At 40.9% G+C, this 14,389-nt stretch carries 14 protein-coding genes and 2 pseudogenes; 10 read left to right on the top strand and 6 right to left on the bottom strand.

What is annotated here, in order from left to right; genetic code table 11:
• Positions 1-3 precede the first annotated feature (3 nt).
• The 3 genes from BS63_RS0107085 (at position 4) to BS63_RS0107075 (ending at position 2,133) form a co-directional block, all read left to right on the top strand.
• Entirely contained in the window at positions 4-900 is an 897-nt protein-coding gene (locus tag BS63_RS0107085; RefSeq protein WP_002959745.1) for an aldose 1-epimerase family protein, read from the top strand.
• 139 nt (positions 901-1,039) lie between these two features.
• Entirely contained in the window at positions 1,040-1,312 is a 273-nt protein-coding gene (locus BS63_RS0107080) for a DUF3884 family protein (RefSeq protein ID WP_002962913.1), read from the top strand.
• 101 nt (positions 1,313-1,413) lie between these two features.
• On the top strand, positions 1,414-2,133 hold the full coding sequence (locus BS63_RS0107075; protein ID WP_002962915.1) for a Sir2 family NAD-dependent protein deacetylase: 720 nt from the start codon (positions 1,414-1,416) through the stop codon (positions 2,131-2,133).
• A gap of 140 nt (positions 2,134-2,273) precedes the next feature.
• Here the strand turns inward: BS63_RS0107075 and BS63_RS0107070 are convergent, their stop codons facing one another.
• A complete protein-coding gene (locus BS63_RS0107070; protein WP_002962917.1) occupies positions 2,274-2,672 on the bottom strand; it encodes a PaaI family thioesterase in 399 nt (132 codons plus the stop codon).
• Positions 2,673-3,152: 480 nt separating this feature from the next.
• Here BS63_RS0107070 and tnpA point away from each other — a divergent pair, with 480 nt between their 5' ends.
• Complete coding sequence (gene tnpA, locus BS63_RS0107065; RefSeq protein ID WP_019773605.1) at positions 3,153-3,578, top strand: IS200/IS605 family transposase; 426 nt, start codon at positions 3,153-3,155, stop codon at positions 3,576-3,578.
• 141 nt (positions 3,579-3,719) lie between these two features.
• Here the strand turns inward: tnpA and BS63_RS0107060 are convergent, their stop codons facing one another.
• Positions 3,720-4,868 (bottom strand): cobalamin-independent methionine synthase II family protein, encoded by a 1,149-nt coding sequence (locus BS63_RS0107060; RefSeq protein ID WP_002961430.1) that lies wholly within the window; start codon positions 4,866-4,868, stop codon positions 3,720-3,722.
• Between the two features lie 184 nt (positions 4,869-5,052).
• The gene (locus BS63_RS0107055) at positions 5,053-5,499 is read right to left on the bottom strand and encodes a DUF1694 domain-containing protein (protein ID WP_002961432.1); all 447 of its coding nucleotides are present in this window, start codon (positions 5,497-5,499) and stop codon (positions 5,053-5,055) included.
• Positions 5,500-5,816: 317 nt separating this feature from the next.
• Here BS63_RS0107055 and eno point away from each other — a divergent pair, with 317 nt between their 5' ends.
• The gene (eno, locus tag BS63_RS0107050; RefSeq protein ID WP_002961436.1) at positions 5,817-7,118 is read left to right on the top strand and encodes a surface-displayed alpha-enolase; all 1,302 of its coding nucleotides are present in this window, start codon (positions 5,817-5,819) and stop codon (positions 7,116-7,118) included.
• Positions 7,119-7,508: 390 nt separating this feature from the next.
• On the opposite strand, the pseudogene BS63_RS1000000112280 reads toward eno, so the two are convergent.
• A pseudogene (locus tag BS63_RS1000000112280) lies at positions 7,509-7,797 on the bottom strand (hypothetical protein); the annotation flags it as partial.
• Between the two features lie 315 nt (positions 7,798-8,112).
• Here BS63_RS1000000112280 and BS63_RS0107040 point away from each other — a divergent pair.
• Genes BS63_RS0107040 through BS63_RS0107020 form a run of 5 tightly spaced genes read left to right on the top strand, consistent with a single transcriptional unit; the run spans position 8,113 to position 12,167 of the window.
• Complete coding sequence (locus BS63_RS0107040) at positions 8,113-9,120, top strand: uroporphyrinogen decarboxylase family protein (RefSeq protein ID WP_028798513.1); 1,008 nt, start codon at positions 8,113-8,115, stop codon at positions 9,118-9,120.
• A 15-nt stretch (positions 9,121-9,135) separates the two neighbouring features.
• Positions 9,136-10,005 (top strand): transporter substrate-binding domain-containing protein, encoded by an 870-nt coding sequence (locus tag BS63_RS0107035; protein WP_002961367.1) that lies wholly within the window; start codon positions 9,136-9,138, stop codon positions 10,003-10,005.
• A 12-nt stretch (positions 10,006-10,017) separates the two neighbouring features.
• Positions 10,018-10,710, top strand: coding sequence for an amino acid ABC transporter permease (locus tag BS63_RS0107030; protein ID WP_002961369.1), 693 nt, complete (start codon positions 10,018-10,020; stop codon positions 10,708-10,710).
• Positions 10,711-10,718: 8 nt separating this feature from the next.
• On the top strand, positions 10,719-11,393 hold the full coding sequence (locus tag BS63_RS0107025; RefSeq protein ID WP_002961371.1) for an amino acid ABC transporter permease: 675 nt from the start codon (positions 10,719-10,721) through the stop codon (positions 11,391-11,393).
• A gap of 9 nt (positions 11,394-11,402) precedes the next feature.
• Positions 11,403-12,167 carry an amino acid ABC transporter ATP-binding protein gene (locus tag BS63_RS0107020; RefSeq protein WP_002961373.1) on the top strand — a complete coding sequence of 255 codons (765 nt, stop codon included), beginning with the start codon at positions 11,403-11,405 and terminating at the stop codon, positions 12,165-12,167.
• Between the two features lie 847 nt (positions 12,168-13,014).
• Here the strand turns inward: BS63_RS0107020 and BS63_RS0107015 are convergent.
• Together BS63_RS0107015 and BS63_RS01000000110980 are read right to left on the bottom strand one after the other, a co-directional pair.
• The gene (locus tag BS63_RS0107015; protein WP_002963377.1) at positions 13,015-13,899 is read right to left on the bottom strand and encodes an AraC family transcriptional regulator; all 885 of its coding nucleotides are present in this window, start codon (positions 13,897-13,899) and stop codon (positions 13,015-13,017) included.
• 277 nt (positions 13,900-14,176) lie between these two features.
• A pseudogene (locus tag BS63_RS01000000110980) lies at positions 14,177-14,389 on the bottom strand (ISAs1 family transposase); the annotation flags it as partial.

The following is a 14,389-nucleotide window of genomic DNA, read 5'->3' as shown; positions in this document are numbered from 1 at the left end:
TTTATGGTAGTAAGTTTAAAAAATGATGACTTGCAGGTCCAGTTTAGTGACTTTGGTGGAGCTTTGACTTCCATTAAAGATAAGGATGGGGTAGAATATCTTTGGCAGGGTAATCCTGACTTCTGGTCGGGTCAAGCACCGGTCCTCTTTCCCATCTGTGGTAGTCTCAGGCTCAATTGGACGGTTTATCGACCGGCAGAACGGCCTCATTTTACAGGCTCCATGCCTCGGCATGGCTTGGTTAGAAAAGAGTATTTCACCCTAGATGAAGTGACTGATGATTCGGTGACCTTCTCTATTAAGGCGACCGAAGAAATGCTCAAGGCCTATCCCTATCACTTTGAGTTACGAAACCGCTACAGGCTGACAGGCAAGACCATAAGGGTTGATTACCTGGTGACTAATCATGAGACCGAAAAAACTATGCCCTACTTTATTGGCGGGCACCCAGGTTTCAATTGTCCCCTGCTAGCGGGTGAAAATTATGAAGATTATTATTTAGAGTTTGAGCAGGAGGAAACCTGCTCAGTGCCCAAGTCCTTTCCGGATACTGGCCTTCTAGACCTGCAGGACCGTAGTCCGTTTCTAGACCGGCAGAAGATCTTGGGGCTGAACTACGACTTGTTTACCCAGGATGCTATCACTTTGGATCAGCTTAAATCCCGTCGGGTTAGTTTGCGTTCTCGCAAACATGATAAAGGCATTCGGCTTGATTTTGAGGATTTTCCTTATCTGGTGCTCTGGTCCACGACCAACCACAGTCCCTTTGTTGCTCTAGAGCCTTGGAGTGGTCTCTCAACTTGCCTGGATGAGTCCGATTACTTCGAGGACAAGCGAAATGTCAGTCTCGTTAGGGCTGGACAAACTGATAGCAAGTCCTTTGCAATCAGCATCCTTTAGCAACAGCCAGATAAGAGAGCCAATAATGCTCGCATATCTGGCTTAGTAAGAAGTTTAGGCAAACCACACTAGTGGTTGCCCTAGGAGATAGAGCCATTCTCTGGACTATTTCCTTAACTTATTGAAAGTAGGTAAACAGATGGCTTTTGATAAACTTAGAAGTCTAAAAAATAAAATGGCAGCATCTGTCTTTGAAGTTGTCTATATGGTTAACTTTAAAGACAAGTCTGCTATACCTCAGGTGACTGAGGAAATCAAGTCTCTTGCCAAGTGGTACATCACTAGCGGAGACGAATGGTATGGTCATTCCGAAGATTCCTTGGAGGATTTCAAGGCTAAATTTCTTAAGTTAACGGGCCTGACCGAAGAGCAAGTCGTCTTTAGCAAGGATTATCTTCCTTTTTCAAAATAAGCGAGAGCTCCTAGGAGCTCTTTTTTTATACCTAAGGACTCTGCAATATCTAAAACAGGTATATTTAGTAGTATAATAAAGCTAAGAGATTGGAGGAAACTATGACTCAAAAAGACCTCGAAAAGCGAATCAAAGATGCTCAACAGCCCCTAGTTGTTACGGGTGCTGGTGTTTCAACTCTATCGGGTGTGCCTGACTACACGACCATGCAAGGAATGGAGCTTAATAATCGTTATTTTCAAGCCCGGGAGATTTTGTCCCGCCCCTTTTTCCAAGCCTATTCTAGGGAATTCTGGATCTGGCACAAGCAGCAATTTCTCCAAAAGCTTGAGCCTAACAAGGTCCATCGTTGGATCGCCAAACAGACTGTTCCAGTTTTGACCCAAAATATTGATGGCCTGCACCGCCTAGCCGGTTCCAAGGATGTGATTGGATTTCATGGCAAGGCCGATAAGGGAATTTGTCAAATCTGTCTGCAAGAAATTGACCTGCGAGATGAGCAAGCCATTATGGAACACGCTCACGGGCTGACAAGCAGGGACCCTTTGGCTATCTTGGCTGACCACGTTGACACCCAGATTATCCTCTATGGTGATGCCATTGATTCATGTAATTTGGCATTAGCGGCTTCTTGGACCCAGTCGAGTGATTGTATTCTGGTCATTGGCTCAACCTTGGAAGTCTATCCCTTGGCAGGCTTGGTTTTGCAAGAGAATCCTAATAAAATCATCTGGCTAGACAAGACAAAAAACGAGGTGGCCAGAAGCCATCCCGATATTAGATTTATTCAAACAGACTTTAGAGATTTTTTTGAAGACTAGGAAAGAGTGTCGAAAAAGCACTCTTTTTCTAGTTAGATGGTTTTGTTTCCCTTTTGTCCATGAGGTAGTGGTGGGTGGGTCAAAAATTCAACTTGACTTTTTCGGTCTCAGACTAGTAGTAACAACCTGCAAAATATATCCTACTTGATAATTTCTTCTTGATGCTGGCCTGTCACAAACATGGTGAAACTGGCCTTAGCCACCATATCCTTATCTTGATTGCGGATAGTAACTTCGATAACCTTGGTTGAGCGACCGTCGTGGGTACAGTTTCCTTCAATAGTCAGCTTATCCCCCAAGTTTCCAGCTTTCAGATAATTGATACTAGATTGGAGGGTAACGGCATCAAAGCCAGTAGAAATTACCGTTAGGCCACTAATCTGGTCGCACAAGGTAAAAAGATAACCACCGTGAGCATGGCCGTAGTAATTGAGAGATGATTTGACGATTTGCGTCTTTACAAGGACGTGACCATAGTCAAGGGTTTCCAGTTCGTGATTTTCAAAAACCTTAATTTCGTGGATATAATTATTTTTCATGTATATTGCTCCTCACTTAATCCGATTTTAGCATAAAGCAAGTCATTTAGAAAGAAATTCTCATCCTGGGGGGGGGAAGAGGAGTAGTGGCCCTAGATTTCTGTCTTCGAAAATCTCCAAAAATTAGTTAGGAGCCTAGTTCTCATTATTGTTCAAACTGTATCAATGCCTCTAAGCTCTGCTTCGCAGTCGCCAAGAGGCATAGAAAATCCAATCTAGGTTGGGGTCTAGATTGGATGTTTAATTAGCGACTTTAGTCAGTTTCGCTCCGTAGGTGCGAAACAACTAAACCACCCGCTATGCGGGTGTGCATCAATAATTATACACAAAAAAACTCCAAACGAGCTACAATAAAGGTGTTCAAGCCGATTGTAAAACGGGAGGAGAAGAAAAATTATCCAGAGGATGATTTTTGCCGAAGCCTTGAAATAAAAAAGTTGAGGGGCCAAAAAAGCACATAGTTTATCACATACAAAGTGGATGTGTAAGTACCACATCGTCTTTACCCCTAAGTATAGACGAAAAGTCATCTATAATCAATACAAGAGTAGTCTCGGAGAGATATTTCATAGGCCATGTGATTATAAAGGTGTAGACATTATCGAAGGTCATCTGATGCCAGATCATGTTCATATGTTAGTAAGCATCCCACCAAGGATATGTATCTCAAGTTTCATGGGTTATTTGAAAGGTAAAAGTGCTCTCATGATGTTTGACAAACACGCCAACCTCAACTATAAATTTGGGAATCGGCATTTCTGGGCAGAGGGCTATTATGTGAGTACGGTCGGACTCAATGAAGCCACTATTAAAAAATATATTCAAGAGCAAGAAAAACATGATATTGCACTTGATAAATTGAGCGTCAAAGAATATGAAGACCCCTTTAGGGGTGATGGCAAGTAATACGAATGCCTCTTTAAGAGGCAAGTGACGCGTCAAGAGCAGTGAGGCTTGAACAAAGTGAAAGCCAGCGTCTTTAGGCGCTGGCTAGCTTTTGGGGCTTATAGCCCCTGTGCAAACCACTCGTTTGACGGGGGGTTATGATTATGACCAGAATTTTTCTGCAATTTTTTGACCTTGTTCAATCTTTTTCCATCGTTGGGGAATGGCTAATTCATTTCCTGAATCACAGGAAGCAAAGCCACATTGATGGGAGAGAAAGAGGCGTTCCTTAGATAGAATTTGACTGGCTTCTTCCAGCAACTTGTAAACTCGCTCTTCGTCGTCTAGGTCAGTTGTTTTCGAAGAGATCAGCCCTAGAACAACCTCAGCATCCTTATCTTTCAATGCTTCCAGTGCCTTAATGTCGCCGGAGGTATCGTTATCCCATTCTAGGAAGAAGCGGTCGTAGTGCTGGTTGGCCAGGAATTTCTTAGCGATGGCCTCATAGGTTCCACCAGTTGCCGAACGACTTTCGTAATTACCACGACAGTTGTGGGTCCAGACCTTGAGTCCAATTTGGTGGCCGTAGTCAGCGACTTCATTGTTGATGGCTATAAAGTCGTCTGCTAATCCAGCCAGTTGTTCATTGCTAAGACCGGCAAATGGTGTCAGCGGATTGCTAGCATCAAAGAGCTCCCAGAGACAGTCATCAAATTGGACGATTTCCCCGCCAGCTTCCTTATATTCGCTCAAAAATTCCTTATAGGCCCCAATGAGTCCAGCCCTGAGCTCTTCATTAGTCTTGTAAACTTGGTCGGGCCCAGCAAGCTCATCGAAAATTGCCAGCTCTGTGTAAGCGTGGGCAGGTCCCCAAATGGTTTGCTTGGTCGGTTGGTCACCAGCCTCTGCCTTCACCAACTTGTAAATATCAAGGAAGTGGTGATTTTTACCGGAAAGTGGAGTGGTAATGCGGATACCAATATCCTTTCGGGTTTCAAAATCTCCCTCTTCATGGTCTTGGAAGGTATAACCTTGTTGGGCGATGTAGCGTTCAATACCTTGGAGCCCCCAGATAAAGTCCAGATGCCACATGGAGCGGCCAAATTCGCCATCGGTCAAGGGAGAAATATCATGAGCCTTTTGTTGGGCCACAATTTCTTTGATATCTGCAGTTTCCGTTTCTTGATAGCCAGGAAGAGCATCGTAGAAGGGATAGCTAATATCATCGCGTTGCTCAATTTCTGTCTTATACTGACGGAGATTAGCCGGTCGCAGGAGTGATCCTACCAGTTGAAATTTTGCTTGTGTCATCTGTCTCACCTCATTTTTTTACTAAATGTTATGAAAATATTGTACCTTGTCTGACTCCATTTGAAAAATAGTTAATTATAGTTCAGTGGTATAGTCCTTGGCTATAGGTCAGCTAAAATAAAAAAGCCCCTCCATTCTAAAAAATGAATGAAGCGGCTTAACTTAATGACATCGGCCAATTAGCCTACTTAAATAGTTTTTTCCAGAAACTCTTTTTTACAGGGACAGACTCAGATGGTTTTTGGAAGTACTGAGGATAGACCTTGAAAATATCCGTCTCCTCTAGATTAACAGCCTTGTCTGTATGGATAATTAGGTCAAAAAGGTGTTGGCCCTTTTCATTGACATTGGTGAAACTGATACCCGCTTCCTGAGCTATCTTCATGTAGATGACCTGATTGGTCTGGGTCAGATTGGCACAGGATTTAATCTTGATGACGGGGTACTTGCTCTTTAAATCCTCTAAGATTTTTGGAAAAACCGCTTTGACATCGTCACGGTTGCCCATATTTTTATCAATAGTTAAGAGGACACGCTCTCTAAAAGTACCAATGTACTGGCGTTGTTCATCAGGCTTGAGTCTGGTTTCCCCAGAAGCAGCAGCCATTAATTTCTTTTCTATATTGTCCATAGATTACCTCGTAGACTCATTCTACCATAAAATAGGAGAGAATGGCTAGACCGCCTTAAGCCAGTTTGAAATAGGGGCTTAGAAATTTTGAAAAATAGTCTTATTAGTTTTTAGTTCTTGGAATTTGAAGATAAGTGAATTACTAAGACTTGTTTGTGTCAGAGAAAGTGGGATATATAATCGGTTTTCCTTTTGCAACGAACCTTTATGGCTAGGCAGTTTTAGTTCTTAGATGATACGGTTCTTGTTTGCGAATTAACAAAGTTTGTGTTACTATTATGGTGTAAAAAAATTAAACTCATAAGGAGAGTATTGTAATGTCAATTATTACTGATGTTTACGCACGCGAAGTCCTTGACTCACGCGGTAACCCAACACTTGAAGTAGAAGTTTATACTGAATCAGGTGCTTTCGGACGTGGTATGGTTCCTTCAGGAGCTTCTACTGGTGAACACGAAGCAGTTGAACTTCGTGATGGTGACAAATCTCGTTACGGCGGGCTTGGTACTCAAAAAGCTGTTGACAACGTAAACAACATCATCGCAGAAGCTATCATCGGTTACGATGTACGCGACCAACAAGCAATCGACCGTGCAATGATCGCTCTTGATGGTACTCCTAACAAAGGTAAATTGGGTGCTAATGCCATCCTTGGTGTGTCTATCGCTGCAGCACGCGCAGCCGCTGACTACCTTGAAATCCCACTTTACAGCTACCTTGGCGGATTCAACACTAAAGTTCTTCCAACGCCAATGATGAACATCGTCAACGGTGGTTCTCACTCTGACGCTCCAATTGCTTTCCAAGAATTCATGATTATGCCTGTTGGCGCACCAACATTCAAGGAAGGTCTTCGTTGGGGTGCTGAAGTATTCCATGCTTTGAAGAAAATCCTTAAAGAACGTGGTCTTGAAACAGCCGTTGGTGATGAAGGTGGATTCGCACCTCGTTTCGACGGAATTGAAGATGGTGTAGAAACTATCCTTAAGGCTATCGAAACTGCTGGTTACGAAGCTGGTGAAAAAGGAATCATGCTTGGTTTCGACTGTGCTTCATCTGAATTCTACGAAGATGGCGTTTACGACTACACTAAATTCGAAGGTGAAAAAGGTGCTAAACGTTCTGCAGCAGAACAAATCGATTACATCGAAGGTTTGGTAAACAAATACCCAATCATCACAATCGAAGATGCTATGGATGAAAACGACTGGGAAGGTTGGAAGGCCCTCACAGAACGTCTTGGTAACCGTGTTCAATTGGTTGGTGACGACTTCTTCGTTACAAACACTGACTACCTTGCACGTGGTATCAAGGAAGGTGCCGCAAACTCAATCCTTATCAAGGTTAACCAAATCGGTACTTTGACAGAAACTTTCGAAGCTATTGAAATGGCTAAGGAAGCTGGATACACTGCCGTTGTATCACACCGTTCAGGTGAAACTGAAGATTCAACAATCGCTGACATCGCAGTTGCAACTAACGCTGGTCAAATCAAGACAGGCTCACTGTCACGTACGGACCGTATGGCTAAATACAACCAATTGCTTCGTATCGAAGATCAACTTGGTGAAGTTGCTCAATATAAAGGAATCAACTCATTCTACAACCTTAAAAAGTAAGCTTGTAGCTGAGTTTGGATAAAAAGAGCTACTAGGTTTCCTAGTGGCTTTTTATGTGTACTCATGATACTGAGATAGTCATTAGCTAACCCCACCATCCTTTTAAAAATTTTAACCAAGATTCTAGTTAATACTCATTTAAATTCAAAAATAGCAGTTATTACAAAAGAATATCCATTGTTCTAATCTCAGTTAATGTAAACAGAATAGACAAATTGGGATACTTTCGCCCTTGTGGTATTATTCGTAACAGTTGCGCTGTTACGAATAACGGAAATTTTGAGACCCTAGGCTCAAAAACTAGCAATGAAACTCCGGAGGAGGTTGCTTGCGTCCGCACAACCTAAGAAATATCCCAAATGCTAATTTTGTTTTTCAAAGAGTATAAGATTACAATCTGAAAATCTTTTTCCTCTTTAAGAAAGTCATATTTTCGAAAAGAATGGCCGTCCACTTTTGGTGGACAATCGTTTGTAAATCCTGCCAATGAAGTCCTTGGATGCCGCTTGTAGCTGATTAATGATATTCTTTAAGGTTTTTAAAGACCTTGTGTTTGAAGCCGTCTTTACGAATCTCCGCCCAAACCTGTTCAATGGGCTTCATTTCAGGGGAATAGGAAGGAATAAAAGCAAAGGAAGTCAATATTATTGGGGAACTCTAAAGTCTTAGCTTTGTGCCAGTTTAGGAGCACTGTTTGAGGTTGCAGAAAAAAATAGAAGACAACAAGTTTACCAAGGTGAGGTAACAATTATTGGCGTCTGATTTAACAGGGGATCAGGTTTCTTTGAATGCTTGTGATTGGAGACTGGTTCAATAGTTCTCGCTTGAAAATACTTTAGCCTCACGACGCTATCTATAAGAAAAATTTATAGCGGAGAATAAAAAATATAGATTAGACAGATTCTTAGAAGGTGATAGAATGAAAATAAGTTTTGTAGGTGTCTCAATACACTTATATTTTTAGAAAAGCAATGGATGTTATAGGAGGAAGTCTATGGTTATCAGTAGAAAAGAGAGAGTCATAAAAGCCTTTCATGGAGAATCTGTGGACAGAGTGCCGGTCGGTTTTTGGTACCATTTTTTGCCAGAAGATGAATTAGGTCAAGGGCTTAATAACCACACTATTTTTCAGAAGAACCTTGAAGGACATCGTAAATTTATTAAGGAAGTAGATCCTGACTTTATTAAGATTATGAGCGATGGCTTTTTCACTTATCCCAACCCTCTAATTACTACAGGAGTCTCCTCTATTCAAGACTTATCTGAAATCAGTTCTATTGGTGAAGACCATCCTTGGTTTGAGCAACAGGTAGAGCTGGTTAAGGCTATTAAAAATAGTTTTACGGAGGACATCGTTGCGATTTATAATATTTTCGCTCCTGTAACTTATTTCAAATGGCAGTTAGCTGGTCAGATAGCAAGTGGAGATACTTTTATTGCTGATTTTCTGCATGAAAATGCACAAATCTTGAAAAGGGTGCTAAATACGATTGCTGGTGATATTGCCATTTTAGTCAGAAAGATAATTACTGAAGCTAAAATTGATGGTATTTATCTCAGTGTGCAGTCTATTCAAGATGATAGAGTTTCTGACGAAGATTACCGCCATTACATAGCTCCGAGTGATTTAAAAATTCTTGAAGCAGCTCATCAGATAGACGGGGTGAGTGTGCTTCACATTTGTGGCTATGAGGGTGCTACTAACAATATCGGTTTCTTTAAAGACTATCCAGCGCAGGTATATAACTGGGCAGTAAAGCCTGAAGGAGTTAGTCTGTCCAAGGGACGAGAGCTCTTTGGCGGAAAACCTGTTTTAGGTGGTTTTGTCAATACTCAAGAGGGAGTGTTGTACAGTGGCAGTAAAGAGGAAGTTCAAGCGCGTGTGAAAGAACTTTTACAAGAAGCAGGTACGAGAGCCACTATTATTGGTGCTGACTGCACGATTCCAAGTGATATCGGCGCTGAGCGCATAGCTTGGGTAAAAGAAGCAGCTGCTTGGTAGAATGGAGGTCAATGGATGGCACAAAAAAATAACACAAAAAAATGGTTCATAGCAGGCGGAATTCTTGTTTTACTTATTGGCGGTACCTTTATCGGCCGTCATTTTGCAGGACAAGGAGTTAATAGTGATAAGGTAACAACCTTAAAAATTGCCCATACGCAGAATTATGCTCCTTATGATTATGTTGATGATAAAGGAAAACATACAGGGTATGAAGTTGAGGTTCTAAAAGCGATTGATAAGAAGTTACCTCAATATAAGTTCGATTATACCGGTACAAGTGATGAAGATTTGCTAATTGGTTTGGAATCCGGAAAATATGATATCGGGATTAAGGGTGCTTGGTATACAAAGGAGCGGGCGCAAAAATTTATTATTCCTGATGATCCGATTGGTGCCAGTGTTATTGGCTTTACTATTCGCAAGGACGATAAAGAAAAATTTAAAGATATTGATTCCTTTGCCCAATCAAGCGGCAAATTAGTTCCTATTTCTCCTCAAAATGCCCAATGGAATGTAATTGAAGATTATAATAAGAAACACAAGGAACATACCATAGACCTTAAAGCTGCTGAAAGCTTTACCATGGCGGATGCCTATGCTTGGGTACTTGAGGGACGCTATGATGCTTATTTTGATATAAAGCTGTCGTTTGAACAAGCTGTTAAGGATAAGGACGGTGCTTACCATAAATACGCTGATCAGCTGACGTGGGTTCCCTATAAAGGAATTGAGACTTACCCTTTGATTCATCGCAATACATCCAACAAAAAATTTGTTAAGGACTATACCAAAGCTATTAAAGAAGTGAAAAATGATGGAACTCTAGCTAAGCTATCAAAGAAATATTTTGGAGAAGATGTTTTCAATTATGTAACAAAATAAAGGGGGGAAGCCATGGTTTCTTATACACCGTCTTATATTTTTAAGGTTCTTCCAATTATTTTGTCTGCCCTCCCTGTGACCTTGTGGGTTATTGCTTTAACGGTGTTCTTAGGAACACTTTTGGGAGCTAGTCTGACTTGGGCACAGGTAGGTTCTGATACTGGTTTAGCTGGTTTTGCTAGGGCTTATGTATTTACACTAAGGTGTACTCCGCCGATTGTCTTGCTTTTTCTGGTTTTTTATGGATTGCCTCAATTTTTGACATGGTGGCTCCATTTGGATGTTGATGGTTGGTCACGAACGATTTTTGTTGTTGTAACCATGGTGTTACTCTTTGCTGCATCTGTGTCAGAAGTTTTTAAAGCTGCTTATTTAGCGGTACCTAAGGGACAAATGGAAGCTGGCCTCAGTATTGGTTTGACAGGCTATCAGACCTTTAGACGAATTTTGTTACCGCAGATTTTTAAAATTGCCCTGCCCAATATTACAACAGCTATTTTAAATTTGATGAAGGATGCTGCCTTAGCTTATACGATTGGTTTGGTAGATGTCATGGGAGCAGGTAATTTACTAATTAGCCGTAATCTGGGCAATTATTCCTTGGAAACTTATACAGCTGTTGCCTTTATTTATTGGGGACTCGCCTTGATTTTATCAGTGGCTTCTCATCTGCTGGAGCATCATCTAGATCTAGAAAATAGTTAGGAGGGCTTATGGATTTTAACTATATTATTCATACTTTTTTACTCTCCTTAAAAGGCGTTCCTGTTACTTTAGCTATCATGGTCGTCTCGCTTCTATTAAGTTTTTTACCGGCCCTTTTTTTGGCATTAGGAAGAATTTATAAAATCAAAGGTGTGACGGCTTTTTCGGTAGTCTATTTGGCCTTTATCCGTGCAACCCCGCCGATACTCCTAATCTTATTTTTCTACAGTCTTTTACCCAGTATTTTAAATGCGTTTTTAAAATCAAGCGGCCTTGATATTTTTAAACTCAATCCTATTTATTATGCTTTTATTATCTTTAGCTTAATGACAACGGGAACTTTATCAGAAATTTTACGTGCGGCTATTTTAACTGTTGATAAAGGACAGCTAGAGGCGGCTCAGTCTATTGGTTTAACCACTACTCAGAGCTATTTTAGGATTGTCTTTCCTCAGGCTTTACGAAACGCTCTGCCCAATCTCTGTAATCTAGTCATTAATATCGTTAAGGGGACATCATTGGTGTTTGTGATGACGGTTAAGGATATAACGGCGATTGCCAAGGTAGAAGCAGCTCACGGTTACCAATATTTTGAATCTTATCTGGTAATTTTCATTATTTATATTATTATCTGCGGTTTCATCCAATGGGGCTTCTCAGCCTTAGAGAAGCACTTTTCTTAAGGAGGATCTATGTTAGATGTTAAAAAATTATCAAAGCAATTTGGAGATAAGACTGTCCTTGATAAGGTTGATTTAAAGGTTAATAAAGGAGATGTTATTGTTATACTGGGACCTAGTGGTTCAGGGAAGACAACCTTATTGCGCTGTCTCAATCATCTCGAAAAGGCCGATCAAGGTCGGCTAACTTTGGATAATCAGTCTTATGACCTAGCTGACCTGAATCGTAAAGAGATATTGACTATTCGGAAGAAGACAGCTTTTGTCTTTCAACATTATAATCTCTTTGCTAACAAAACAGCCCTGGAAAATATTTTGGAAGGTCTTGTTATTGCTAGAAAAATTCCAAGGGAACAAGCAGAAACAGTAGCTTTAAAAGCTTTAGAGAAGGTAGGACTGCTAAGTTATAAGGATTATCATCCTAATCAGCTGTCTGGTGGTCAGCAGCAGCGTATCGGCATTGCGCGTGCGATTGCAGTGAAGCCTGATGTTATCTTTTTTGATGAACCAACATCTGCATTGGATCCAGAATTGATTGGAGATGTTTTAGGGGTTATGAAGCAACTGGCTGAGGAGGGTGTGACCATGATTGTAGTGACACATGAAATGAGTTTTGCAAGAGATGTTGCCAGTCATATCGTTTTTATGGATGGTGGTCATATCATTGAATCAGCTCCTCCTCAGGAGTTCTTCACAGCGCCTAAAGAAGAGCGGACACGTCGTTTTCTGTCCCGTATTTTATCGGATGATAGCTATACTGCTGATCGTATTCCTTAAGAAAAAGCATTATGCCTCCAATCTATCATGGTAAGGCTGAAGGAGCTGCATTGTCATGCATAAAAGGAAAGGTTTATAATTTTTGAGTACTACTCTGACTTTGATGACAGTGGTAATGCCATAACAGCTTTTTATACTTAACCAAATTCAAAATTCGATAGCCTTCGCTTTTTCATTTCTAGGCTCAGGCAAAAAACAGCCACTTCTAACTAGTGTGGACGCAAGAACAAACCGTTTGAGGAAGGGGTTATTAAATCCAAAGGCGTTTTATGGTGACACGAAGTTAGGACAGTCAATTTTACTGGCCTAACTGAGTTAGTGAGGGAGCTAGTCAATCGTCATAGCGATTGGCGTTAGGGAGTCAGATAGAAAGGGCTTTGACAGTCATCAAAACCTTCCAAGACCTTCGTGGTCCCTCACTTCCAATTTCAAGGTGTCGGGCTAAAATAGTCCACCGGACTATTTTACTACCCCAGCAAGGGTGACTAGCTGTCCTTTCTGCACCTCGAAGTGGTGCCAAGACTGCAATCAACTACTGCGGCATTTGCTGCTTTAGCAGCTGATGTCTTTACTCCCTTGCTGATGATGAGCTTCTATTAAAGGTCTCAATTTCCCGTAATTCGCAACCCCGCAGGTGTTGTGAATCATATCACTAGGGCGAAGATATCATTTCAAGCTCACTTCGTTCGCTATTCCTCTAAAAATGTCAAGCAAACTAGTAAGCACAAATTATCTGATTTTGATTTTCAAATAGTATTGATAAGAAAAGGCTCATTATCCCTTTTAGGATATATAGAGCCTTTTTGTGTTTTCCCAGAATAGAGTAATCTTGTTTTGGAGTGGAACACTATTCTCGCAAAATTTTTCCTGAAAACTCTTGCCGATATTGTCTGGGAGTCAGTTTATAGTATTTCTTGAACTGACGATTAAAGTTAGATTGGTTGGAGAAGCCGACTTGACTCGTAATATCCTGAATAGTGAGGCTAGTCTGCACAAGCAGTTCACAGGCCTTGTTGAGCCTCAACTGTAGGATGAACTCAAGGCAGCTACTGCCGGTGTGCTGTTTAAAGATACTCATGAAGTGGGTACGGCTGTAACCAAAGTAGTCAGCTAAAAAGGAAATGGTCAAATGCTCAGCATAATGCTCATTAATATAATCAATCAGTTCCCTAAGTTTTTGATAGTTCTGATAGGTATTGTCTGTATAGTGGCGATTGATATAGCGGTACTTAAAGAGTAGGTAGAGCAGTTCGTGGCACTTGGATTTTAAAAGCATATCAAAATAAAGTGACTGCTCACTAACTAAAGTAAAAATGTCGAAGAGACAGGTTTTAATGGCTTGGTAACCAAGCATATCAGGTTGAATATGGGGCGTCAATTTAAAATGACCATTATGCAGAGGTTGTAGGTAGCGTTGACTATACTTGTCAATAATAGAGCGCCCCAGATTGTCCAGATTGATACCAAAGGTGTTTGTGGTCAGTTCTTGTCCAGTAGCTACCTGAATAGAGTGCATGGCATTGGGTTGAATCAACATGATATCCCCTGTTTGACAGTCAAAAGCTTCATAATTTATGCGATAGGTCCCTTTGCCCTTGCTGATGTAAGAAACTTCCAATTCAGGATGCCAGTGGTACATGATTCCTGGCTGTCCATAGGCTAAGTGGGTCTGGTAAAAATCATAGGGGAAACCGGATGGATCGTCTTTAATATATGATGAACTTTTAGCCATAAACTACCCTCATTTATTTAGTATCGTAAGCTCATTATATCATAAGCATTTTGTGAAATGTCAACCAGGAAATGAAAGCCACATAGCTCTATAAACCTTGAGCAAGCCCAATAAAATCGAGAGATCTCTGGGCCATGGTTCCTAAATTGGTCGATTTCCAAATCCTGTTAAACAGAAAAAAAGAGGTGGTCAAGCCCACCTCTTATGGTCATCTATTAAGCACGACAAACGCATGAATGTTTCTTCTCTGTTTTACCATAGACGATCACTTTTTTGACTAGATTAATTTCTTCAAATACTGGTCAAAGTTCATCCCTAAGTTGAATTTTTTCCGTCTCAAACTCATTTTCTTGCCAACATCTAACTGTTTAAGCACAGCTAAACAAAACTTATCCAGCACGTTCAAGTTAAAAGCTAATTGTTTATTCAAGGTCTTGTTGGCGTCCTCACGAAAGACAACATCCAACTGCCAATGCATGCTCTCAATTTG

This window comes from Streptococcus sobrinus DSM 20742 = ATCC 33478 (assembly GCF_000686605.1).
GTDB lineage: Bacteria > Bacillota > Bacilli > Lactobacillales > Streptococcaceae > Streptococcus > Streptococcus sobrinus.
The sequence above is the reverse complement of the archived record's forward strand: the minus strand, read 5'-3'. Positions and strand labels throughout refer to the sequence as shown.

Bases quoted from the DNA above. Each gene is read 5' to 3' on its own strand.
- BS63_RS0107085 (WP_002959745.1), top strand. From the start codon at position 4: ATGGTAGTAAGTTTAAAAAATGATGACTTGCAGGTCCAGTTTAGTGAC.
- BS63_RS0107080 (WP_002962913.1), top strand. From the start codon at position 1,040: ATGGCTTTTGATAAACTTAGAAGTCTAAAAAATAAAATGGCAGCATCT.
- BS63_RS0107075 (WP_002962915.1), top strand. From the start codon at position 1,414: ATGACTCAAAAAGACCTCGAAAAGCGAATCAAAGATGCTCAACAGCCC.
- BS63_RS0107070 (WP_002962917.1), bottom strand. From the start codon at position 2,672: ATGAAAAATAATTATATCCACGAAATTAAGGTTTTTGAAAATCACGAA.
- tnpA (WP_019773605.1), top strand. From the start codon at position 3,153: ATGTGTAAGTACCACATCGTCTTTACCCCTAAGTATAGACGAAAAGTC.
- BS63_RS0107060 (WP_002961430.1), bottom strand. From the start codon at position 4,868: ATGACACAAGCAAAATTTCAACTGGTAGGATCACTCCTGCGACCGGCT.
- BS63_RS0107055 (WP_002961432.1), bottom strand. From the start codon at position 5,499: ATGGACAATATAGAAAAGAAATTAATGGCTGCTGCTTCTGGGGAAACC.
- eno (WP_002961436.1), top strand. From the start codon at position 5,817: ATGTCAATTATTACTGATGTTTACGCACGCGAAGTCCTTGACTCACGC.
- BS63_RS0107040 (WP_028798513.1), top strand. From the start codon at position 8,113: ATGGTTATCAGTAGAAAAGAGAGAGTCATAAAAGCCTTTCATGGAGAA.
- BS63_RS0107035 (WP_002961367.1), top strand. From the start codon at position 9,136: ATGGCACAAAAAAATAACACAAAAAAATGGTTCATAGCAGGCGGAATT.
- BS63_RS0107030 (WP_002961369.1), top strand. From the start codon at position 10,018: ATGGTTTCTTATACACCGTCTTATATTTTTAAGGTTCTTCCAATTATT.
- BS63_RS0107025 (WP_002961371.1), top strand. From the start codon at position 10,719: ATGGATTTTAACTATATTATTCATACTTTTTTACTCTCCTTAAAAGGC.
- BS63_RS0107020 (WP_002961373.1), top strand. From the start codon at position 11,403: ATGTTAGATGTTAAAAAATTATCAAAGCAATTTGGAGATAAGACTGTC.
- BS63_RS0107015 (WP_002963377.1), bottom strand. From the start codon at position 13,899: ATGGCTAAAAGTTCATCATATATTAAAGACGATCCATCCGGTTTCCCC.